Origin of the sequence: Brachybacterium sp. ACRRE (assembly GCF_022346485.1) — a bacterium.
GTDB lineage: Bacteria > Actinomycetota > Actinomycetes > Actinomycetales > Dermabacteraceae > Brachybacterium > Brachybacterium halotolerans.
Window position 1 is genome coordinate 16,767 of sequence record NZ_JAKRMO010000003.1, and the last position, 21,515, is coordinate 38,281.

A 21,515-nucleotide genomic window follows, 5' to 3' on the forward strand; every position below is an offset into this window, starting at 1 on the left:
CTGGTTCTCCTGGGGGCTCGGGGACGATCGCGCAGGTACAGTGTGCCCGACCCACGATATTCGTCCCAGGAGCGCCATGCCCGAGCCTGACCCCGCGCCGCGCGTCGCGGTCCTCGTGCACAACGATGCCGCGAACGACTCGCGGGTCCTCAAGGAGTCGGCGTCGCTGCGCGCGGCGGGCATGGACGTGCGCATCATCGCCGTCGAGCGCCGGTTGAAGGGGCACGCCGTGGGCATCACGCAGCTGGCGGGCGGGATCGCCCTCGAGCGCGTCCCCGAGTTCGCCCTGGAGCGGATCGCCCCGCAGCTCACGCGGCTGACGCGGCGCGGCAGGGACGCGGGCGCGGCGGAGCCGGCGCCCGCGTCGGCCGATGCCTCCTCCTCGTCGGCTCCCGCTCGACCCCGGGGCCTCGCCGCCCACGTGTCCGCCCGTGCGCGCCGCGCCGGGACCGCCGTCGCCGGGGACCTCGGCAGGCGCGCCTACCGCACGATCGAGCTGGGCACCTTCTGGTGGCGCTCGGCCCGCGCCGCCCGGGGCTTCGCGCCCGACGTGGTCCACGCGAACGACACGAACACCCTGGTCCCGGCCTTCGCCGTGCAGCTGCTCGCCCGCCGCGAGGGGCGCCGTGTGCGGATCGTCTTCGACTCCCACGAGCTCTGGCGCCATCGCAACGTGGGCGAGCGCCGCCTGCTCGCGCCGCTGCTCGAGGCGCTCATCGAGCACATCGCCGTGCCGCGGGCGGACGCGGTGATCACCGTCTCCCCCTCGATCGCCGACTGGCTGCAGCGCACCTACGACCTGCGCTCCCGTCCGCTGCTGGTGCGCAACGTGCCCGCCGCCGGGCCGCTGCCCGAGCGCGCGGCCGGTGTGCTGCGCGAGCGGGCCGGCCTTTCCGAGGACGATCTCGTGATCGCCTACGGCGGCCGCCTCACCACCGCCCGCGGCATCGAGGAGACCATCGCCGCGCTCCCCCACCTGCCCGCGCGCGTGCACTTCGTGCTGCTGGGATACGGCGAGGCCGACTACGAGCGCTCGGTCCTCGCGGCCGCGCGCGCCGCCGGCGTCGCGGACCGCGTGCATCTGGTGGGCGCGGTCGCCCCCGCGGAGGTCTCCTCGGCTCTGGTCGACGGGGACGTCGCGGTGGTGCACGTGCAGCCCGTGTGCCTGTCCTACCGCTTCGCCCTGCCCAACAAGCTCTTCGAGTCGATCCGCGCGGGCCTGCCGATCGCCGCCGCGGACCTCCCGGACATGCGCGCCGTGGTCGAGGAGCTGGGGGTCGGGGAGGTCTTCGAGGGCTCCGATCCGGTCGAGCTCGCCGCCGCCCTGCAGCGGATCCTCGCCGCCCCGGAGGACTATCGCCGGCGGGCGCGCGAGGCCGTCCCGGACCTCACCTGGGAGGCCGAGGCCGCCGGGCTGCTCGAGGCGTACCGCCTGGTGCTCGCCGGGGAGGACGCATGAGAGCCACCCTGCTGACCACCTGGTTCCCCACGCAGGCCGCACCCTCGCGCGGGTCCTTCGTGGTGCGCGACGCGCGCGCGATCGCCGAGCACGCCCAGGTGCGGCTCGTGCATCTGGTCCCGCCCGCCGACGACGACGGCACCCGGCGGCTCGAGCACGAGGGTCTGGACGTGCTGCGGATCCCCATGGATCCGCGCCGTCCGGATCAGGTGCTGCGCGCCGCCCGGGCGCTCGGACCTGCCTTCGACGGCGCCGACGTGGTCCATTCGATGGCCTTCTCGACGCTCCTGCCGCTCGCTCTGCGACGGCCGCGGGCGCCCTGGCTGCACACCGAGCACTGGTCGGCGCTCACCACGCCGGAGACCCTGCCGGCGCCCGCGCGGGTCGCGCTGCCGGCGCTCTCCCGCCTGCTCGCGAAGCCGGATCGGGCGACGGCCGTGTGCGAGTACCTCGCCGAGCCGCTGCGCGTCGTGCGGGGGCACCGGCCCACCGACGTGGTCCCGTGCATCGTCGACCCCGGGGCCCTGGTCCCCCGCCGGGATCGGGCCGACGGGTCGCTGCGGCTGGTCTCCACGGGCGGCCTCATCGACCGCAAGGATCCCCTGGTCGCCGTGGGCACCGTGGCCGAGCTGACGAGCCGCGGCGTGGACGCGCACCTGACCTGGCTCGGGGAGGGCCCGCTGCGCGAGGAGACGCTCGCCCTCGCGCGCGAGCTCGGGATCGAGGAGCGGATCGCGCTGCCGGGCACGGCGAGCGCCGCGGGAGTGCGCGAGGCCCTGGGGGACGCCGACCTGTTCTTCGGGCCCACGCGGGCCGACAACTTCTTCGTCTCCGCCGCCGAGGCGATCGTCGCGGGGCGCCCCGTGGTGCTCGGCGCGACGGGAGGTCAGGGAGAGTACGTCGAACCCGCCGTCGGCTCCCTCATGGACGCGCAGGATCCCGTGCGCTACGCGGACGCGATCCTCGACGTCGACGCGCGCACGCGGGAGCTGAGCAGCGAGGACATCGCCGCGACCATCGGCGACCGCTTCTCGACGCGGGCCGTCGGCGCCGCCTACGCCACGCAGTACACGCGACTGCTGGACGAGGCCGAGGACGCCGCCGGTCGCGGCGACGCCGGGACGGGGATGCAGCGATGACGCCGCTCAGCTCCCCCGCGAAGCCCGTCGACGTCGTCATCGCGTGCCACACGCCCGAGCGTCCCGTGGGCCGCGCCGTCGCCTCGATCCTCGAGGGCAATGCCGAGCACGCGAACGTGGTGGTCGTCGCCCACAACCGACCCGCCGACGAGATCCGCGGCGCGATCCGACCCGAGCACCGGGACCGGGTGAGGATCCTCGAGCACCGCGACAGGTTCCGCTCCGCCTCGGGTCCGTTCAACGCCGGGATGCGCGAAGGCACCGCGCCGTTCGTCGCGATCATGGGCTCGGACGACACCCTGGCACCGGGCGCCGTCGCCTCCTGGCTCGCCGTGCAGGAGCGCACGGGCGCCGAGTTCGTCCTCACCCGCCTCGCCCTCGGCACCTCCGGCCACGGGGTGCCCACCCCCGCGGCGCGGATGCTGCGCGGGGGCCTCGCGGACCTCGCCCGGGATCGTCTCGCCTACCGCTCGGCGCCGCTGGGGCTCATGAGCCGGGCGATGCTCGCGCGCACCGGGGCGCATCTCGTGGAGGGCGCGACCGTGGGCGGCGACGTGGGCATGGTGACGCAGATGATGGCGACCGTGCCCACCGCCTACGACCGCTTCGGCCCTCCCTACGTGATCGGCGAGGACGCCGGGGACCGCGTGACCTACGTGATCCGTCCGATGCGCGAGCAGCTCGGCTTCTTCCCCGATCTGCTCGAGGCCGACTGGTTCGCCGCGCTCCCCCGCCCCGCCCGCCGCGCGATCGGCACGAAGCTGCTGCGCATCCACGTGTTCGGCGCCGTCTTCTACCGCCAGGACGGCGAGATCTGGACGCACGAGGAGCGCGAGGCGCTCGCGGAGATCTCGGCCGACGTCCTGCGCCGTGCCCCCGGGTGCGCCCGCCCGCTGTCGCGGGCCGATCGCCGACTGCTCGATGCGTGCCTGGACCCCGGGATCGGGGCCGACGAGCTCATGTCCGCCGCGCGCGATCGGCGCCGGCACGGGCGCCCCGCGACGCTGCTTCCCCGCGAGCTCACCCAGGTGCTCGCCCGCGAGGCGCCGCCGCGGTTCATGGCTGCGTCGCTCGCCGTGCAGATGCTGCCGCGGGTGCGTTGACGTTCCCGCGGGAACGTCACTCCCCCACGATCGCGGCGACGGCCCTCTCCCACGTCCGCACCTGCTGCTCGGCGCTGAGCTCGTCCGCGGCGGCGTCGCTCGCGCGCTTCCAGCCGTCGACCGTCTCCAGGGTCAGGCCAGCGATCTCCGCGTGCATCGCCGGGGCGTCGGCCGCCGGGAGCACTGCGCCCAGTCCGTGCGCGCGCACCAGCTCCGCCATGTCCGGGGAGGGGCCGACGATCACGCCGGTCCGGCCCTGCACGGCCTCGAAGAGCTTGTTGGGCAGGGAGTGCTCGAGGTTGAAGGTGGTGTTCGGGAAGACGACGAGGGAGACGTCGTACTCGGCGACGGTGTCCACGAGCTGCACGAAGGGGACCGGGTCCCGCAGCGCGACGCCCGGGACGTCCTCCGCGAGCTGCGCGAGGCGCTCGATGTACCCGGGCTCGCTGGGCATGAGCATGAGGTCGAGGGTCGCGCGACCCTCGAGGCCCCGCATCGCCTCGATCATCGACTCGAGGTGACGGTTCGCCCGCGCCACGCCGGTGTGCAGCAGGCGGATCGGCTCTCCCGTCGGCCGCACCGGCAGGTCCCGACGGGCGGAGGCGTTGGTGACGACCTCGACCTCGATGCCGAAGCGCTGCGCGTACTCGCGGGCCAGACCGGGCGAGACCGTCGTCACCGAGGCGACGCGGGGCAGGCACGTGCGGCACAGCCAGCGCTGGTAGGGGGCGACGAACCAGCGCCAGCTGCGCTGGTGCTCCTTCTCGCGCGGCGCGTACTCGTGCAGATCGGCGTGGACGCCGCGGCGGGGCTCGAGCCACAGGGCCAGCGGCAGGGTGTTCGTGTCGTTGGCGAGGACGGCGTCCATCGTGCCCCGTCGGCCCTCGAGCAGGTCGTGGGCGGCGCGCACAGCGCTCATCGACCAGTGGGCACCGCGGAAGCGGCGCGTGAGCAGGTGCCGCTTGGAGTCGGGCCAGGCGCGGGTGCCCTCGGGGATCTCCACGTGCTCGACGTCCGGGTGCGGGCTCGGCCCGAAGCCGACGGTGGTCACGTGGTACCGCGGGGCGAAGAGGGCGATCTGCCGCTGCACGCGCGGGTCGCTCACCAGGTGCGAGAAGGATAGGATCACGAGGCTCGGGCTCATCGGGCGCTCCCCTCCCGCGAGCTCTCGTCGTCGGCACCGTCGTCGAGGCCGGCCTCCAGCCCGTGCTCGACGTCCTGGGCGACCTTCTCCTGCACCCCGCCGCGCACGAGGCCGGCGAGGGCGGCCTGCTCGGCGAAGGCGGGGACCGCGCCCACGACCTCGTCGAACGTGCCCTGGGCGAGCACCTCGCCCTCCTGCATGTAGAAGACGACGTCGCAGTGCTGAATGGTCGCCAGGCGGTGGGCGATGGTGATCGTGGTGACCTCCTCGCCGAGGTCGCGGATGCCCGCGGTGACGGCGGCCTCCGTGGACGTGTCCAGGGCGCTCGTGGCCTCGTCGAGCACGAGCACCTGCGGATCGGAGTACAGGCCGCGCGCGATGCCGAGGCGCTGGCGCTGCCCGCCGGAGAGCGTGGTGCCGCGCTCCCCGACGGTCCCATGGATGCCGCCGGGCCGCTCCTCGATGGTCTCCAGCAGCTGCGCACGCGAGAGCGCGTCGTGGACGCGGTCTTCGTCGACGTCGGCAGGATCCCAGGTCAGCGCCACGTTCTCGGCGACGCTCACATCGAACAGGGCGACCTCCTGGGGCACGTAGCCGACCTGGGAGCGCCACTGTCGCATGACGGTCGTGATGTCCTGCCCGCCCACGAGGATCCGTCCCGCGGTGGGGGTGATCAGGCCCAGCAGCAGGTCCACCATCGTGGACTTGCCGGCCCCCGAGGTGCCGACGAAGGCGGCCGAGGACCCGGCGGGGATCCGCAGGGACACGCCGCGCACGGCGGGCTCCTCGCGGCTGGGGTACACGAAGCTGACGTCCTCGAGGACGATGTCGCGGCGGCCGGGAGCGAGCTCCGCGGAGTCCGGCCGCTCCGTGCGGGAGACGTTCTCCCGGGCCTGCTCGATGTCGTCGATGATGTAGTCGGAGAACGCCGCGTTGGTGAGGATCCGGTTCTGCGTGGACTGGAAGCGGGTCAGCGAGGGCACCAGGCGGAAGCCCGCGACGCCGAACAGCGCGACCGAGGACAGCGCGCCCGTCGGCCCGCCGGAGAGGTAGCCGACGCCGCCGACGACGACGAAGCCGCCCACCAGTCCGGCCTCGAGCACGAAGCGCGGCATCTGGTTGTAGTACTGGGCGAAGGCGCGGGTCTCGGAGGCCAGGTCCCGGCGGTCGGCGACGATCTCCCCGACCTCCTTCTCGTTGCCCTTGAGGGTGATCTCCTTGAGGGCCGAGAGCACCTCGCCGAGCAGGCGGACCACGCGGATCGAGTTGTCGCGGTTCACGGCGCCGTTCCTCACGGCGAGCGGGGAGATCACGCGCGACATGACGAGGGCGACGAGCCCCAGGTAGATCATCGTCGCGAGCGCGAGCTTCCAGTCCAGGACGAACAGGCCCACGGTGATCACGGAGATCGTCGCGAACTCGCTGATCACGGTCATCGAGGGCATGAGGACGTTCGCGACCACGGCCGCGACGCCCGAGTCGACCATGCGGATGATCTCCTGGCTCGAGCGGGAGGTGCGGTCCACCCACGGGGACGACATGTAGGAGCGGAAGAGCATCTGCCCGATGGCGACCTCGTGCTTGGCGAAGCGCTTGGTGGCCTCGCGGATCGTCAGCAGGTTCAGGGCGCTCTTGACGATCGTGAGCACGACGAACACGCCCACGAGCCAGACGACCTGCCCGAAGCCCTCGAACGTCCAGCCGACCACGGGGATCACCACGGTCTGCTCGCCGCCCATGAGCGCCTGCAGGGCGATCGCCATGGCGCCGAGGCCGATGACGTCGAGCAGAGCGAGCAGGCTCATGACGGTCGCGAAGGCCCACAGGAAACGTCGGGAGTCGCGCGGGAGCACGGACATCGTGCGCAGCACGGTCTGGAGGGTGCGCTTCACAGGGGCCTTCCTTCGCGGGGTACGGGCGGGGGCGCCGCGCCGGGTGCGCTCACGCTACCGTGCGCGGTCCGTGAGGACCCTGCGCCGGCCGTCAGCACAGGGGCTCGATCTCATAGAGGGCGTAGGGCCCCTCGCGGTCCACCAGGCGCAGCTTGGAGCGCGGGATCTTCGCGAGGCCCTCCCACAGCACGGACGCCTCGGGGGCGATCGCCTCGCCGGAGTCCGCGGAGGTGTCGACGTAGAGGTGGGTGGGGCCGACCTCGTGCAGCGAGGTGCACACCTTCGCGTCGCGGTCGGCCTTGAAGGCGTAGCGGGCGACGCGGCGCGAGTCGAGCGTCTGCGGCTCGGCGAGGGTGGGGAACACGGTCTCGACGCCGCCGATCGACCAGTACAGGCCCTCGCCGTCGCGCGGGTTGCCGATCACCACGGCGTCCGCGGGCAGCGCGGCGGCCGTGCGCTCGATGAAGTCGCGCTCCTCGGGGGTCGCGTAGGAGGCGATCTGGACGCCGTAGTCGGTGTAGGCCAGGGAGCCGGCGAAGGGCAGGCGGCCGGGCAGCACGGCCGCCACGAGGGAGACGAGCGCGAGGACCACGAGGGCCGACGTGCCGCGCGAGGGGCGGCGCCCCTCACCCTCGGCCCGCGCGTCCCGCGCCCACAGCGCGTCGAGCCCGATGGCCGCGAGGGCGACGAGGGCGCACATGAGGAGCGGGGCGATGCGCTCGCGCGCCCCGTACCAGGGGTTCACCCACGTGCGCGCCCAGATGGAGTCGAGGTTCGTGAGGACGCTCAGGCCGAGCGCGAGGGCCAGCAGCACGATGGCCGTTGTGCCCAGGCGGCGGCGCTCGCGCACCGCCTGCATCGCGCCGAGCAGAGCGAGCACCCACACGGCGAGGATCGGCCATTGGATGCTGCCGAGCGCGGAGACGCGGGGACGGTCGGTGACCAGGGAGGCGAGGAAGGCCGTCCACGGCCACGGGCGGGTGGTGGTGAGGTCCATCGAGGCGAGCAGCAGGTGCGAGGTGATCCCGTAGGCCAGGAGCACGAGCGCGATCACCGCGAGCTCGAGGACCCCGCGGCGGCGCGTGCGGGCCCGCGTCACGTCGAGGACGCCCTGCGCGAGGATCCCCGCGAGGAGGGCGACGGCGAGCGAGAACAGCGTCGAGGGGTGGGCCGCGACCGCCCCGACGAGGAGCAGGACGCAGGGCCAGAGCTCGGCGGCGCGGCGCTCACCGCTGCGCACGGCGCGGTGGATCGCCCACAGGGCGCCGAGGGCGGGCGGCAGGCACAGCGACCCCAGGGCCGAGGGCCAGAGTCCCATCACCAGGATCATCACCGGCAGCGAGAGGAACATCGGCGCGCACAGCGCGGCCAGCATCGGCAGCACCCGGACCTCGCGCAGCGTGCCCCGGCCGCCCTGGAGCAGCGCGACCATGGCGCCGAGGGCGCCCGGGATCGCGGCGACCATCGCGAGGGCCATGGCGTTGGCGGCGGTGATCGCGTCACCGGGGAGCAGGGCGGCCAGGACGTCCCAGCCGGCGGGATAGAACGTGGTCTCGTGATAGATGCCCTGCAGGGCGGTGAACAGGAAGGCGTCGCGGTCCGCGCGCACGAAGGCGATCGCGGCGATGTGGAAGGACGCGTCGTAGCTGCCGTTGAGGGTGTCGATGCCGCCCATGTGGCGGGCGGCGGAGCCGGCCATCAGCAGGCCCAGGGCGAGGGCGAGAGCGCCCGGGGCGAGCGCGAGCGCCAGCGCCCGCGGGCGCCGGTGCCGGTGCGACAGATCGGCGTCGCACCCGTCGGCCCGTCGGCCACGTCCCCGCGCCTTCCGCCGCGCCCGCCTGATGATCAGCAGGCGCGCGCCGAGCACGAGGACGAGCACCACGAGCAGCTGCACGCCGGCGGTGACCAGCGACCATGGGATGCCGAGCAGGTGGTCGAGGGCGCCGAGGACCACCGCGAGCAGCACGGTGATCGCCGGGGCGGCTCCCCAGCGCCATCCGATGCGGGCCCCGCCCGCGATGAGCAGCAGTGCGCCGGGGGCGCACAGCAGCGCCCAGGCTCCCACCACGGGGAGGAGCCAGCCCCAGGTCATCGGCGCGTCGATCCGGTCGGCTCCTCGCCGGCAGTCGGCTGCTGCGGGGAGAGCGCCTCGGCGTACCGGGCGGTCACGGTCGAGGCGGTGCGGCGCTCGACGACCCACGCCCGCGCCTCGGCGGAGACCTCGGTGAGGGCGCCCTCGCGCTCGATCCGCAGCACGCGCTCGACGGCCTCGTCGAGGTCCTCGACCACCCAGCGGTCGGGGTAGATGACGCCCGCGCCGCCGTAGGGACGGGCGTCGGGCCAGTTCCTGATCAGAGGGACGCAGCCGGCCGCGATGCCCTCCATGACGGCCTCGTGGACGCCCTCGTGCAGCGAGGAGGAGATGATCCAGCCGGCCATCGCGAGCAGGTCGGGCACGTCCGAGCGGGCGCCCAGCACCTGCACCGCGCCCGCGGGGAACTGCGCGATGCGTCGGCGCACGCGGGCCTGGAACGCGGTGTCCTGCGCGGGGTCCTCGGGCAGTCCGGGGCCGATGAGCTGCAGACGGTGACGCGGATCCTTCGCGCGCACGCGCTCCAGCAGGTCCAGGGTGAACAGCACGTCCTTGACGGGGCGCAGCCATCCCACCTGGGCGAGCAGATGCGGGTCCCGGTCCGCGCGGGGCTCCGGGCCCAGTCCGTAGGCGAGGAAGTTGTCGACGCCGATGATCTCGCCCGCGCGCTCGAGGTTCGGCGTGAGGTGCTGGATGAGGGCGCGCACGTGCGGGGAGACGAACAGCACGCGGTCGACGACGTCGAAGACCGTCAGCAGGGGGAAGGGCGTGTAGGCCTCGAAGCGGTGGATGCGCGCGGCGGCGAGGCGCGGCATGTCCGCGAGCAGGGAGACCCAGGTGAGCACATGGTGGCCCCATTCCACGAGCACCACGTCGGCCCAGTCGAACGGCTCGGCCAGGGCCGCGGGCGTGGGCAGCCGGCGTCCCGTGCGGGCGAGCTCCATGCGGGCGCGCAGCACGCGCTCGCGGGTGGGCCGCTCGGCGGGCGGGAGGTCGTCGACCTCGACGCGCCGCACCTCGAAGCCGTACGCCTCGAGGGCGTCGATGACGGGGTTCACGAAGGTCCAGTTGCGCTGGGCGATCACGAGCAGGCGCACGGGGGCGGACTCCTCCGCCCCGGACGCTCCCGCGGATGCCGCGCGCTCCCGCGGAGCGGGGCGGGAGGGCCCCTCGTCGCGGACGGGCGGGGCGAGCAGGAGGCGGCCCACCGCGCTCGCGCGCACGGGCGCGAGGAAGCCGTCCGGATCGGTGATCAGCGGGGAGTCCTCCAGCCCGTAGTGGAGGGAGGCGTGGTAGGCCACGCGCAGGGCCTTGTCGAACCACTCGACGGCGCCGTCGTCGTCCCCGCGCGCGAGCAGCGCGTCGGCCCGCCGCAGCTCGGCGAGCATCTCGCCGCGCCACGCGGCAGGGACCTCGCCGCGGTCCATGCGCCGGGTCAGACGGAGGTAGCGGGCGCGCGCGCCGACGCCGCCGGGGAGCACCGAGGCGGCCCTGACGCCCGCGCCCAGGGCGCGGCGCCGCAGCGTCGCGAGGCCGGACCGCGCCGATGTCGGAGACGTCTCGCGACGAGCGCTCATGCCCTCCCCCGCTCTCACGGGGCGACGTCGGCGGGGCGGACGATCCTGCCCTCGCGGGCCGAGCGCAGCACCGCCTCGACGGCGCGCACGGTCTGCAGGCCCTCGCGCATGGTGACGATGTTCGAGGGATCGCCTGCGACGGCGTCGCGGAACGCCTCGTGCTCGGTGCGCAGCGGCTCCGTGCGGCGCAGGGAGTAGCGGACCATGTCGCCCTCGCTGACCCCGCGGAAGGAGGCCATGGAGTCCCAGAGGTTCGTGGCGCTCTCGCCGTTGGCGTAGAAGGTGAGGTCCGCGTTCACGGTGTCCGCGACCAGTGCCCCGTTCTCGCCGGTCACCACGGTCACGCGCTCCTTGAACGGCGAGAGCCAGTTGACCAGATGGCTGGTGATGGTGCCGCTGGCGAGCTGACCGGAGACCGAGACCATGTCCTCGTCCTCGCGGCCGGAGCGGCGCGTGGAGAACGCCGCGACCTGCGCGAAGTCGCTGCCGGCGACCCAGGCGGTGAGGTCGAGGTCGTGGGTCGCGAGGTCCTTGACCACGCCCACGTCGGAGATGCGGGCGGGGAAGCCGCCCTGGCGGCGGGTCGAGATCTGGAAGATCTCCCCGAGCTGGCCGTCGGCCAGGCGACGGCGCATCTCCTGCAGGGCCGGGTTGAAGCGCTCGATGTAGCCGACGGCGCCCACGAGGCCCGCCTGCTCGTAGGCGGCGGCGATCTCCTCGGCCTCGGCGACGTCGAAGGCCAGCGGCTTCTCGACGAGGCAGTGCACGCCCGCCTCGGCGAAGGTGAGCGCGACGTCGCGGTGGAACTGGGTGGGCACGGCGATGACGGCGTAGTCGATGCCCGCGTCGACCAGCGCGCGCGCATCGGGCAGCACGTCGTAGCCGGGGGCCGCGCCGTGCGGGTCGCCCTGGGGATCGGCGACGGCGACGAGCTCGACGCCCTCGAGGGCGCGCAGGTTGCGGGCGTGGTGGCGGCCCATCATGCCCAGGCCGATGAGCCCGGCGCGCAGGGGCCGACGATTCTCCGTGCTCATGCGGCACCCCCGGCGGCGACGGCGGCGACCGCGGCGACGATGCGCTCGAGGTCGTCCTCGGTGAGGCTCGGGTGGACGGGCAGGGACAGCACCTCGCGGGCGGCCCGCTCGGTGACCGGGAGGTCGAGGCCGAGGCCGAAGGAGGGCAGGCGATGCACGGGCGTCGGGTAGTAGACGCCGCAGCCCACCTGGTGCTCCTCGCGCAGGGCGGTCGCGAAGGCGTCGCGCTCGGCGGCGCTCGCGCCCTCGATGCGGATCGTGTACTGGTGGTAGACGTGCTCGGCGCCCTCGCGCACGACGGGCGTGACGACTCCGGCGACGTCCGCGAGGCCCTCGTCGAGGGCGGCGGCGTTCGCCCGGCGCTGCGCGGTCCAGCCGGCGAGCTTGGCGAGCTGGACGCGGCCGATGGCGGCGTGCAGGTCGGTCATGCGGTTGTTGAAGCCGGCGACCTCGTTGGCGTACTGGACCTCCATGCCCTGGTTGCGCAGCAGCCGCACGGCCCGGGCGAGCTCCTCGTCCTCGCAGGCGACCATGCCGCCCTCGCCGCTGGTCATGTTCTTCGTGGGGTACAGGGAGAACATGCCGAAGCGGCCGAAGGTGCCGACCTGCCCGCCCTTCCAGGTGGCGCCGTGCGCCTGGGCCGCGTCCTCGGCGACCCAGAGGCCGTGGCGGCCGGCGATCTCGACGATCGTGTCGATCTCGGCGGGGTGGCCGTAGAGGTGCACGGGCTGGATGCCCACGGTGCGCCCGGTGATCGCGCCCTCGATCGCGGAGGGGTCGATGCAGAAGGTGTCCAGGTCGATGTCGACGAAGACGGGGGTCGCACCGGTCACGGCGACGGAGTTCGCGGTCGCGGCGAAGGTGAAGGAGGGCACGATGACCTCGTCGCCCGGGCCGAGGCCCAGGGCGACCATGCCCAGGTGCTGACCGGAGGTCCCGGAGTTCACGGCGACCGTGGGGCGGGAGCCGGCGAGCTCGGCGGCGAACTCCTGCTCGAAGGCCGCCACCTCGGGGCCCTGCGCGACCATGCCGCTCCTCAGCACCCGGTCCACGGCCTCGCGCTCCTCGTCCCCGATGAGGGGGCGGGCCGCAGGGATCATCTGCTCGCTCATGCGTGCTCTCCGTCCGTCGTCTCGTCCTGCTTCTCGGCCCCGGCGTCGGAGGCGAGGGCGAGCCCGCCCGTCGTCTCGTCGGCCACGTACCACTCGCCCGTCGTCGGGCACACCCAGGCGTCGGTCCCGTCGGACGCCGGCTCGAGCTTCTCCCCCGAGCGGCCCACCCAGGCGATGCGACGGGCAGGGGCCCCTGCGACCAGGGCGTGGGGCACGACGTCGCGGGTGACGGTCGATCCCGCGGCCACCATCGACCAGGCGCCGATGGTGACGGGGGCGACGCAGACGGCGCGCGCGCCGATCGAGGCGCCCGCCTCGCAGGTGACGCCCACCGGCTCCCAGTCCGCGGCGGACTTCGGGGAGAGGTCGGGGTTGACCGCGCGCGGCCGGTGGTCGTTGGTGAACACGGCGGCGGGGCCCACGAAGACGCCCTCGGCGAGCGCCGCGGGCTCGTAGACGAGCGCGTAGTTCTGCACCTTGCAGCCATCGCCCATGCGCACGCCGGTGCCGATGTAGGCGCCGCGGCCCACGATGCAGTCGCGTCCCAGCTCCGCGTCCTCGCGCACCTGCGCGAGATGCCAGATCGCGCTGCCCTCGCCGATGCGGGCGGTCTCGGCGACGTCGGCGGAATCCACGACGCGCACGCCCTCGCGCGAGGCGGCCGGGCGGTCGGCGGATCCGGCGGGCGACCCCGTCGGCGACCCTGTCGGCGATCCGGTGGACGACTCGGAGGTCTCGTTCATACCCCGAAGATATCGGAGGGCGCCCGTCAGGACAGGGACGAGCGCAGCGACTCGCCCTTGGCGTGCGCAAGGTCGCGCAGCTCGCCCTGGAACTCGCGCATGCGCTCGCGCAGGCGCTCGCCCTCGGCGTCGTCGGACGCCCCGAGGATGCGGGCGGCGAGCAGCCCGGCGTTGCGGGCGCCGCCGATGGAGACGGTCGCGACGGGCACCCCGGCGGGCATCTGCACGATCGACAGCAGGGAGTCCATGCCGTCCAGGTGCGCGAGCGGCACGGGCACGCCGATCACGGGCAGCGGGGTGAGGGCGGCGAGCATGCCGGGGAGGTGGGCGGCGCCGCCGGCGCCCGCGATGATCACGCGCAGCCCGCGGTCCGCCGCGGTGCGGCCGAAGTCGACCATGTCCTCGGGCATGCGGTGCGCGGAGACCACGTCCACGTGCACGTCCAGGCCGAACTCGGCGAGGGCGTCGCGGGCGGGGCCGAGCGTCGGCCAGTCGGAGTCCGAGCCCATCACGATCGCGACGCGCGGGGCGTCCTGTGGCGTGGTCATGCGTTCTGCTCCTCGTGCACGGCGTCGATGATCAGTCGCTCGGCGCGGTGGGCGCGCGCGAGCAGGTCCGCGGGATCGCTCCCCGCGAGGGTAACGTGGCCGACCTTGCGGCCGGGCCGCACGCTCTTGCCGTAGAGGTGGACCTTGAGCTCGGGGTCCCGCTCCATCGCCTCGCGGGCTCCCGCCGCGAGGTCCTCGCGGGCCCCGCCCAGAAGGTTCACCATCACGGCGTGCGGGGCGAGGGGCTCGCTCGCGCCGAGCGGGAGGTCGGCGACGGCCCGCAGGTGCTGCTCGAACTGGCCGGTGACGGCGCCGTCCATGGACCAGTGGCCCGTGTTGTGGGGGCGCATGGCGAGCTCGTTGACGAGCACGTCGCCGCCCTCGGTCTCGAACAGCTCGACGGCGAGCATGCCGGTGACGCCCAGGTCCTCGGCGATCCGCAGGGCGAGGCGCTGAATGCGCTCCTGGTCCGCGGGGTCGAGGTCGGGGGCGGGGGCGAGCACCTCGAAGCACACGCCGTCCTTCTGCGTCGAGCGGACCACAGGGAAGGCGAGCATCTCGCCGCCCGGCCGGCGGGCGACCTGCGCGGAGAGCTCGCGGGTGAAGGGCACGAGCTCCTCGACGAGCAGCTCCTCGTGGTCCTCGAACCAGTCGGCGACGTCGCCGCCGGCGGAGACGATGCGCACGCCGTGGCCGTCGTAGCCGCCGCGCGGGGTCTTCACCACGGCGCGGGCGGCGGTGCCGAGCTCGGCGAGGGCGGCGTCGACGTCGGCCGGCGAGGCGGCGCGCCACCAGCGCGGGCAAGGGTGCCCGAGCCCGCTCAGGCGCTCGCGCATGAGCAGCTTGTCCTGGGCATGGACGAGGGCGGCCGGTCCGGGCCGCACGGCGGCGAGGCCGTCGCGCTCGATGCCCTCGAGGATGTGGGGCGGCACGTGCTCGTGGTCGAAGGTGAGGACGTCGACCTCGGCGGCGAGCGCGCGCACGGCCTCCTCGTCGTCGTGGCGGCCGATCCGCACGCGGGCCGCGCCCTGCGCGGCGGACTCCGCGGGGTCGGTGGCGAGCACCGTGATCGGCAGGCCCAGCTCGATCGCGGGGCCCAGCATCATCCGGGCGAGCTGCCCGCCGCCGATGACGCCGATGCGCGGCGCCGCAGGACCGGTCGTGGCGGGCACCGCGGGGGCGCTGGTGGAGGCGGGGTCGTTCTCAGGGATGTCGGGGAGCACGCCCCCATCCTAGGAGCGGCTGCGGTCCTCGGGCGCCGACGTCCGGGCCGACGCACGGGCGCGGTGCCCGTGCCCGGCGCTCCCCCGGCGACGGCGCGGCAGCACCGCGCCCTGTGGGAGGGAGCCCAGCTCGTCGGCCGACTCGGCGCCGAGCACGGTGTCCTCCTCGCCCGCGGTGACCTCGTCGGGAGCGGAGATGAGGAAGACCCCGAAGGTCGCGGGCTGCTCGCTCAGCAGCTCGAGGCGACCGCCGTCGTCCTCCACGAGGGTGCGGGCGAGGGCGAGCCCGACGCCCGTCCCGGACGTGCGCCCGGAGACCGAGCGCTCGAAGACGCGCTTGCCGAGCGCGGGGTCGATGCCGGGGCCCTCGTCGGAGATCTCGACGACCGTGGACTTCTCGTTGCGGCGTACCTTGACCAGCGTGCGTCCTCCGCCGTGGGTGAGGGAGTTCTCCACGAGGGTCGCGACGACCTGCGTGAGCGGTCCCGTGGACCCCCAGACGGCGGCGGCGCGCGGCACCTGGATGCGCAGCTCGCGGCCCGCGGCGCGGTACGCCGGGGACCACTCCTCGCTCTGCTGGGTGAGCACGGTGCGCAGCTCGACCACGCCGGGAGTGCGGCGCTGGGAGGAGCGGGGGGCGTTGATGAGGTCGTGGACGACCTCGGTGAGGCGGTCGATCTGCTCGAGGGAGATCCGGGCCTCGTCGCGCACCCACTCCTCGGAGCTCGTGGCGAGGATCTCGTCCAGGCGCATGGAGAGCGCGGTGAGCGGTGTGCGCAGCTGGTGGGAGGCGTCGGAGGCGAGTCGGCTCTCGGCCTCGAGGCGCTCGGTGAGCTGGGCGCCGGAGTTCGCGAGCTCCTCGGCGACGGTGTCGATCTCGGTGATGCCGCTGGGTCGCCAGGGGCCGCGGGCGCGGCCCGATCCCATCTCCTCGGCGCGCCGGGTGAGGCGGGCCAGCGGCGCGGAGATCCGCTGGGCCTGCCAGAGGGCGACGGAGACGCCGATGGAGATCGCGGCCAGCCCCGCGACGATGATGAGCACGGCGGCGCTCGCGGTGTGGGCGCGCACGTCGGCCTTGGTGATGGTGACGGTGACGTTCACGCCCGAGGTGCCGGGCGTGGAGATCACCTTCGTGCTGTTGCCCGGGTCCGGGCCCGCCTCGATGGTGCGGCCCTCATAGGTGACCGTGATGTGCACGGCGAGGTCGGGCTGCGAATCGGCGATCTGCTGGAGCATCGCCTTGTCGATGGGCCGGTCGTCGCTGATGCGCTTCTCGGCGTTGGTGCGGACCTCGTTGGCGATGGAGGTGGCGCGCGCGGTGAGGTTCTGGTCGGTCAGCTGAAGCCACGAGTACGCCAGCGGGATGCCCAGCAGCAGGACCGTGAGGATGACCGTGATGACCGTCGCCTGCAGCACTCGCGTGCGCACGCGTCAGCTCCCGTCGCCGGTCTCGAAACGGAAGCCGACGCCGCGGACGGTGGTGATCCTGCGGGGATTGGTCGCATCATCGCCCAGCTTCCGACGGAGCCAGGAGATGTGCATGTCGAGGGTCTTGGTCGAGCCCCACCACTCGGCGCCCCAGACCTCGCGCATGAGGTCGTCACGGGTGACCACGCTGCCGGCCTCGCGCACGAGCACCGTGAGCAGGTCGTACTCCTTGGCGGAGAGGCTGAGCTCCTCGCCGTCGACGTAGGCGCGGCGGGCGGAGACGTCCAGGGACACGCCGTTGACGTCGAAGGCGCTCGTGGACTCCTCGACGGTCTGGGCGCGTCGCAGCAGGGCGCGGATGCGCGCCTGCAGCTCGCCCAGCCGGAAGGGCTTGGTGACGTAGTCGTCCGCGCCGGCGTCGAGGCCGACGACGGCGTCGACCTCGTCGGCGCGGGCGGTGAGGATCAGGATCGGGGATTCCAGGCCGCCCTTGCGCAGGCGCCGAGCGACCTCGAGGCCATCGAGGTCCGGGAGCCCCAGATCCAGGATGACCAGGTCGATCGGGTCCCCGGCGGCGGCGATGCCGAGGGCATCCATGCCGCGCGAGGCGCGCGAGACCGTGTAGCCCTCGCGGTCGAGCGCGCGGGACAGCGGTTCGGCGATCGCGGAATCGTCTTCGACGAGCAGCAGTCGTGTCACAGGAGGCATCCTACGTCCCGACCTGTGCGCCCGCTCCGAGGCGCGAGCGCGGGCCCGCTCCCGGGCACCCGCATCACAGGCCCATGTCCAGGGGCTCGGAGGTGCCGCGGGTGAGCGCGACGGCCTCGACCGTGCCGATGCCGTGCAGCTCGGTGGGGCGGATCTCGGAGGCGCTGAATCCGCCGGGCAGCGCGCGCTCGACGGCCTCGGCCGTGGCGAGGTCGACGAGCACCCCGCCCGGGTCGGCGACGCTCTCCAGTCGCGCCGAGAGGTTCACGGTCGGCCCGAACACGTCGCCGTAGCGGGAGAACATCGACCCCCAGCACATGCCCACGCGGGCCGAGGGCAGATCGGGGTCGTCGCGGATCGCCTCGGCGATCGACACCGCAATCTGGGCGCCGTCCTCGGGCGCGTCGGCCAGGAACATGATCTCGTCGCCCACGGTCTTGACCACGCGGCCGCCGCCCACGGAGATGATGTCGCGGCAGGTGACCTCGAACTGGGTGACGACGTCCGCCAGCTCCGCCCCGCCGAGGGAGCGCGAGAGCCGCGTGAACTGCACGAGGTCGGCGAATCCGACCGCACGGTTCAGGGGGAACACCTCGTCGTGGGTGCCGTTCTCGCTGGCCTGCAGCACCTCGGAGCCGGCCCGCGCGGAGTACGCGGCGAGCTGGCGGCGGAAGGTGAACAGCACCTGGGTCTCGAGGGTCTCGATGAGCTGCGGGACGGTCTCGAGCATCTGCTCGCGCGCCTCGCCGTCGTCCTTCCCGTCGCGGGTCTTGGCCTCCTCGACGAGGGCCTCGGTGATCCACATGGCCAGGCGCCCCATGTGGTAGCCCAGCCCGCGGGAGATCGAGGTGAAGGCCCGCTCGGAGATCGCGCCGTCGTCGACCATGGCGACCAGGTCGCCGATCGCGAAGGCGTCCTCGTCGGTGAAGACCACGGTGTCCTCGTCGACGGGGCCGAAGCCGAGGGAGCGCCAGTAGGTGGAGATCAGGCGCTCGGGGATGCCCTGCTGCTCGGCGAGGTCCCGGCGCGAGTGCTCGCGCGGTCCCTGCAGGAGCACCCGCTCGAGAGCGCCCACGCTGCGGCGCACCGACTGGAAGCGGCGGTTGAGGGCGGCCATCTCCGCCGGGGAGATCTCGGCCTCGCGCAGGTTCTCGGATCCCTCGAGGTCGTCGATCGCGGCGAGGGCGTCGTGCGGCACGGGCTCGCCGGGGGCGGCGCCCTCGGGCTCCGCGTCGAGGTCGGCGTCGCGGGCGTCGGGCTCGAGGTCCGAGGCGAGGTCCGGGTTCTCGTCGGTCACGGATGGGTCTCCTGGATGTCGTCGGGGGAAGCAGGGGCGGAGGTCGCGGCGGTCGCTCCGGGCGGCGCCGGCGGCGGGCCGTCGCCGACGGTGCGCAGGTGCCGCACATCGCCGGCCGAGACGACCCGCTCCGCGCCCGCGGGCAGGCCCAGCACGAGCCGGCCGTCGGCGTCCAGGCGCAGGGCCCGGGCCGTCGCGCCGCCGCTCGGCGCCTGCCCGGCGTCCGCGCCCGCAGCGGGGACGGACGTCGCGGAGAGGTCGTCGAAGCGCACCTCGCGCCCCAGTGTGAGGCACGCCATACCATAGCGTCCGCGCTGGCCGCTCGCCATCGCGTCCCCCTCGTGGACGTCCAGCAGGGCGAGCTCGCGCTCCACCCCCTCGGCGATCGCCGCCGCGAGGGCACGCGCCGCGGCGTCGCGCGCGGGGTCGGCGGGCCCCAGGTCGGAGGGCCCCGGGTCGGCGGAGGCGATGCCCCCCTCGCCCCAGAGCCAGGCCGGGGGCAGCGCCGCGGGGTCGGAGAGCTCGATGGGGCCGGCGAGGTTGACCCCGATGCCCACCAGGACGTGGTCGGAGCCGTCCCCCTCGAGGAGGATGCCGCCGAGCTTGCGCCCATCGGCGGTCAGCAGGTCGTTGGGCCATTTGAGTCCGATGCCGTCGGCCGCGCCGGTCGCGCCGCGCAGCGCCTCGAGCGCACCGAGGCCCGCCACCAGCGGGTACCAGGAGCGCGCCGCGGGATCGGTCCCGCTCCTGCGCGCGAGCGTGAGCGCCAGCCCTCCGCCCGGGGGCGTGCTCCACGGCCGTCCGAGCCGGCCGCGCCCGCTGCGCTGGTCGCGCGTGAGGACGGCGAGCGGGGGCTGTTCGCCGGAGCGGAGCAGATCCCGGGCGGCGTCCTGGGTGGACGAGGTGTGGTCGAGGACATGCAGGGCGGGTGCGCGCCCTCCCTGCGTCCTCGTCTCTCTGCTGGCCATGCCCGTTCCCGTCCTCCTGCTCGTGCCGGGCCGCGCGCGCCCTCCCGGGGGCCGCGACCTGCCCGCGGCGCCCCGGGTGCGGGGGCGCAGCGCCTGGGTAGCGTAGTATCCCCGTGTTTCCCCGACGGTCCGCACAGGAGGTTCCGTGACCGACGCCCCCCGGCCTCTGAACACGGCCGAACGACTCGCCGACCTGCAGAAACGCGAGGACCGAGTCGTCCACGCAGCTGATGAGGTCGCGGTCGAGAAGCAGCACGCACGCGGCAAGAAGACCGCCCGCGAGCGCATCACCGACCTCCTGGACGACGGTTCGTTCGTCGAGACCGACCGTTTCGTGACGCATCAGTCCCATGCCTTCGGGCTCGAGAGGCGTCGTCCCGACGGCGACGGCATCGTCACCGGGTACGGCACGATCGACGGTCGCCAGGTGTGCGTGTACTCCCAGGACTTCACGGTCTTCGGCGGCTCGCTCGGCGAGGCCCACGGCCGCAAGATCCAGAAGGTGCAGGACCTCGCGCTGTCCACGGGCGTGCCGATCATCGGCATCCTCGACGGCGGCGGCGCGCGCATCCAGGAGGGCGTCGCCTCGCTCGCGATGTTCGCGGGCATCATGCGCCGCAACACCCGCGCCTCGGGCGTGATCCCCCAGATCTCGCTGGTGATGGGTCCCGCCGCAGGCGGCGCCGTCTACTCCCCCGCGCTCACGGACATCATCGTGATGGTCGAGAAGACCTCGCACATGTTCATCACCGGGCCCGACGTGATCCGCACGGTCACCGGGGAGGACGTCGGCTTCGAGGAGCTCGGCGGCGCGCGCACCCATTCGACGCGCTCGGGCGTGGCCCACTACATGGCGCCCGACGAGGACGACGCGATCGAGTACGTCAAGGACGTCCTCAGCTACCTGCCCTCGAACACGCTCAGCCCGGCCCCGTCGTTCCCCACCCCGTTCGAGGAGCAGGCCACGGCGGAGGACAGGGGCCTGGACGACCTGATCCCCGACTCCCCCAACCAGCCCTACGACATGCTGCGGGTGCTGCAGACGGTGCTGGACGAGGGCGAGTTCCTCGAGATCCAGCCCAGCTTCGCCCAGAACATCATGGTGGGCTTCGGCCGCATCGAGGGCGGCAGCGTCGGCATCATCGCCAACCAGCCCTCGCACTTCGCGGGCACCCTGGACATCGACGCCTCCGAGAAGGCGGCGCGCTTCGTGCGCCTGTGCGACGCGAACAACATCCCGGTGCTGACCTTCGTGGACACCCCCGGCTTCCTGCCCGGCACCGACCAGGAGTTCAGCGGCATCATCCGCCGCGGCGCGAAGCTCCTGTACGCGTACGCCGAGGCGACCGTCCCGCTGGTCACCGTCATCACCCGCAAGGCCTACGGCGGCGCCTACATCGTCATGGGCTCCAAGGACCTCGGGGCCGACGTCAACCTCGCCTGGCCCACCGCGCAGATCGCCGTGATGGGCGCGCAGGGCGCCGTGAACATCCTGCACCGCCAGAACCTCAAGAAGGTCGCGGAGGAGGGCGGCGACGTCGAGGCCGAGCGCGCGAAGCTGCAGACGGAGTACGAGGAGGAGTTCGCGACGCCGTACGCCGCCGCCGAGCGCGGCTGGATCGACAGCGTCATCGAGCCCTCCGCCACGCGCGTGCAGATCGCCCGCGCGCTGCGCATGCTCCGCACGAAGCGCCAGTCGCTGCCCACCAAGAAGCACGGGAACATCCCGCTGTGAGCGGGAGCGGTGCGCCGGGTGAGCCGGATCTGCGCGGCGGCCAGGCGGTCGCCGTCGCCGGCGGCGACGTGCGGCTGGTCGCCGGACGCCTGGCCGACGACGAGCTCGCCGCGATCGCGGTCGCGGTCTCCGCGATGAGCGTCGCGAGCCGCATCGAGGCCGGCGAGCGCGAGCTGGCCGACGAGCATCGAGGAGCGGCGGGCGCCTGGTCGGACGCCTCCCACAGCTTCCCGCGCTCCCACGCCCTGCGCGGTCTCCCCTCCGAGTCGGCCTGGATGTTCTCCGACCGCTGACCCCACGGGCCTCCTCGCCT

The 21,515-nt window shown here is 73.9% G+C and carries 18 protein-coding genes; 5 read left to right on the plus strand and 13 right to left on the minus strand.

The genetic code is table 11. The features are described from left to right. Window positions 1–76 precede the first annotated feature (76 nt). The 3 genes from MHY49_RS01390 to MHY49_RS01400 are packed head-to-tail and all read left to right on the plus strand — an operon-like array spanning window position 77 to window position 3,701. Window positions 77–1,459, plus strand: coding sequence for a glycosyltransferase (locus tag MHY49_RS01390; RefSeq protein ID WP_239202008.1), 1,383 nt, complete (start codon window positions 77–79; stop codon window positions 1,457–1,459). Further along, window positions 1,456–2,598, plus strand: coding sequence for a glycosyltransferase (locus MHY49_RS01395; protein WP_239202009.1), 1,143 nt, complete (start codon window positions 1,456–1,458; stop codon window positions 2,596–2,598). The genes MHY49_RS01390 and MHY49_RS01395 overlap by 4 nt, the downstream gene beginning before the upstream one ends. Then, entirely contained in the window at window positions 2,595–3,701 is a 1,107-nt protein-coding gene (locus MHY49_RS01400; protein WP_239202011.1) for a glycosyltransferase family 2 protein, read from the plus strand. Before MHY49_RS01395 ends, MHY49_RS01400 begins: the two co-directional genes overlap by 4 nt. Before the next feature lie 16 nt (window positions 3,702–3,717). Here the strand turns inward: MHY49_RS01400 and MHY49_RS01405 are convergent, their stop codons facing one another. From MHY49_RS01405 to MHY49_RS01465, 13 genes are all read right to left on the minus strand, one after another. Continuing rightward, on the minus strand, window positions 3,718–4,845 hold the full coding sequence (locus MHY49_RS01405; RefSeq protein WP_239202012.1) for a glycosyltransferase family 1 protein: 1,128 nt from the start codon (window positions 4,843–4,845) through the stop codon (window positions 3,718–3,720). Continuing rightward, window positions 4,842–6,737, minus strand: a complete 1,896-nt coding sequence (locus MHY49_RS01410; protein WP_239202013.1) for an ABC transporter ATP-binding protein — start codon at window positions 6,735–6,737, stop codon at window positions 4,842–4,844. The genes MHY49_RS01405 and MHY49_RS01410 overlap by 4 nt, the downstream gene beginning before the upstream one ends. Before the next feature lie 91 nt (window positions 6,738–6,828). Beyond that, on the minus strand, window positions 6,829–8,829 hold the full coding sequence (locus MHY49_RS01415) for a DUF6541 family protein (protein WP_239202016.1): 2,001 nt from the start codon (window positions 8,827–8,829) through the stop codon (window positions 6,829–6,831). Continuing rightward, window positions 8,826–10,406: a glycosyltransferase gene (locus MHY49_RS01420; RefSeq protein ID WP_239202018.1), complete on the minus strand. Its 1,581-nt coding sequence runs from the start codon at window positions 10,404–10,406 to the stop codon at window positions 8,826–8,828. The genes MHY49_RS01415 and MHY49_RS01420 overlap by 4 nt, the downstream gene beginning before the upstream one ends. Window positions 10,407–10,420: 14 nt before the next feature. Next, on the minus strand, window positions 10,421–11,440 hold the full coding sequence (locus MHY49_RS01425) for a Gfo/Idh/MocA family protein (RefSeq protein ID WP_239202020.1): 1,020 nt from the start codon (window positions 11,438–11,440) through the stop codon (window positions 10,421–10,423). Beyond that, on the minus strand, window positions 11,437–12,552 hold the full coding sequence (locus MHY49_RS01430; RefSeq protein ID WP_239202022.1) for a DegT/DnrJ/EryC1/StrS aminotransferase family protein: 1,116 nt from the start codon (window positions 12,550–12,552) through the stop codon (window positions 11,437–11,439). The genes MHY49_RS01425 and MHY49_RS01430 overlap by 4 nt, the downstream gene beginning before the upstream one ends. Beyond that, window positions 12,549–13,295 (minus strand): acyltransferase, encoded by a 747-nt coding sequence (locus tag MHY49_RS01435; RefSeq protein WP_239202024.1) that lies wholly within the window; start codon window positions 13,293–13,295, stop codon window positions 12,549–12,551. Before MHY49_RS01435 ends, MHY49_RS01430 begins: the two co-directional genes overlap by 4 nt. Before the next feature lie 26 nt (window positions 13,296–13,321). Further along, on the minus strand, window positions 13,322–13,843 hold the full coding sequence (gene purE / locus MHY49_RS01440) for a 5-(carboxyamino)imidazole ribonucleotide mutase (protein WP_239202026.1): 522 nt from the start codon (window positions 13,841–13,843) through the stop codon (window positions 13,322–13,324). Further along, a complete protein-coding gene (locus tag MHY49_RS01445; RefSeq protein ID WP_239202105.1) occupies window positions 13,840–15,015 on the minus strand; it encodes a 5-(carboxyamino)imidazole ribonucleotide synthase in 1,176 nt (391 codons plus the stop codon). The genes purE and MHY49_RS01445 overlap by 4 nt, the downstream gene beginning before the upstream one ends. A gap of 60 nt (window positions 15,016–15,075) precedes the next feature. Next, on the minus strand, window positions 15,076–16,494 hold the full coding sequence (locus MHY49_RS01450; protein ID WP_239202028.1) for an ATP-binding protein: 1,419 nt from the start codon (window positions 16,492–16,494) through the stop codon (window positions 15,076–15,078). A gap of 3 nt (window positions 16,495–16,497) precedes the next feature. Next, a complete protein-coding gene (locus MHY49_RS01455) occupies window positions 16,498–17,193 on the minus strand; it encodes a response regulator transcription factor (protein WP_152354412.1) in 696 nt (231 codons plus the stop codon). Between the two features lie 73 nt (window positions 17,194–17,266). Then, window positions 17,267–18,499 (minus strand): adenylate/guanylate cyclase domain-containing protein, encoded by a 1,233-nt coding sequence (locus MHY49_RS01460; RefSeq protein WP_239202030.1) that lies wholly within the window; start codon window positions 18,497–18,499, stop codon window positions 17,267–17,269. After that, entirely contained in the window at window positions 18,496–19,467 is a 972-nt protein-coding gene (locus MHY49_RS01465) for a biotin--[acetyl-CoA-carboxylase] ligase (protein WP_239202032.1), read from the minus strand. The genes MHY49_RS01460 and MHY49_RS01465 overlap by 4 nt, the downstream gene beginning before the upstream one ends. Before the next feature lie 145 nt (window positions 19,468–19,612). Between MHY49_RS01465 and MHY49_RS01470 the strand changes: the two genes are divergently transcribed. Beyond that, window positions 19,613–21,202, plus strand: a complete 1,590-nt coding sequence (locus MHY49_RS01470; RefSeq protein WP_239202034.1) for an acyl-CoA carboxylase subunit beta — start codon at window positions 19,613–19,615, stop codon at window positions 21,200–21,202. Beyond that, entirely contained in the window at window positions 21,199–21,495 is a 297-nt protein-coding gene (locus MHY49_RS01475; RefSeq protein WP_239202036.1) for a hypothetical protein, read from the plus strand. Before MHY49_RS01470 ends, MHY49_RS01475 begins: the two co-directional genes overlap by 4 nt. Window positions 21,496–21,515: the final 20 nt, after the last annotated feature.

Coding starts and splice junctions, on each gene's coding strand:
- MHY49_RS01390 (WP_239202008.1), top strand. CDS start 77: ATGCCCGAGCCTGACCCCGCGCCGCGCGTCGCGGTCCTCGTGCACAAC.
- MHY49_RS01395 (WP_239202009.1), top strand. CDS start 1,456: ATGAGAGCCACCCTGCTGACCACCTGGTTCCCCACGCAGGCCGCACCC.
- MHY49_RS01400 (WP_239202011.1), top strand. CDS start 2,595: ATGACGCCGCTCAGCTCCCCCGCGAAGCCCGTCGACGTCGTCATCGCG.
- MHY49_RS01405 (WP_239202012.1), bottom strand. CDS start 4,845: ATGAGCCCGAGCCTCGTGATCCTATCCTTCTCGCACCTGGTGAGCGAC.
- MHY49_RS01415 (WP_239202016.1), bottom strand. CDS start 8,829: ATGACCTGGGGCTGGCTCCTCCCCGTGGTGGGAGCCTGGGCGCTGCTG.
- MHY49_RS01420 (WP_239202018.1), bottom strand. CDS start 10,406: ATGAGCGCTCGTCGCGAGACGTCTCCGACATCGGCGCGGTCCGGCCTC.
- MHY49_RS01425 (WP_239202020.1), bottom strand. CDS start 11,440: ATGAGCACGGAGAATCGTCGGCCCCTGCGCGCCGGGCTCATCGGCCTG.
- MHY49_RS01430 (WP_239202022.1), bottom strand. CDS start 12,552: ATGAGCGAGCAGATGATCCCTGCGGCCCGCCCCCTCATCGGGGACGAG.
- MHY49_RS01435 (WP_239202024.1), bottom strand. CDS start 13,295: ATGAACGAGACCTCCGAGTCGTCCACCGGATCGCCGACAGGGTCGCCG.
- purE (WP_239202026.1), bottom strand. CDS start 13,843: ATGACCACGCCACAGGACGCCCCGCGCGTCGCGATCGTGATGGGCTCG.
- MHY49_RS01465 (WP_239202032.1), bottom strand. CDS start 19,467: ATGGCCAGCAGAGAGACGAGGACGCAGGGAGGGCGCGCACCCGCCCTG.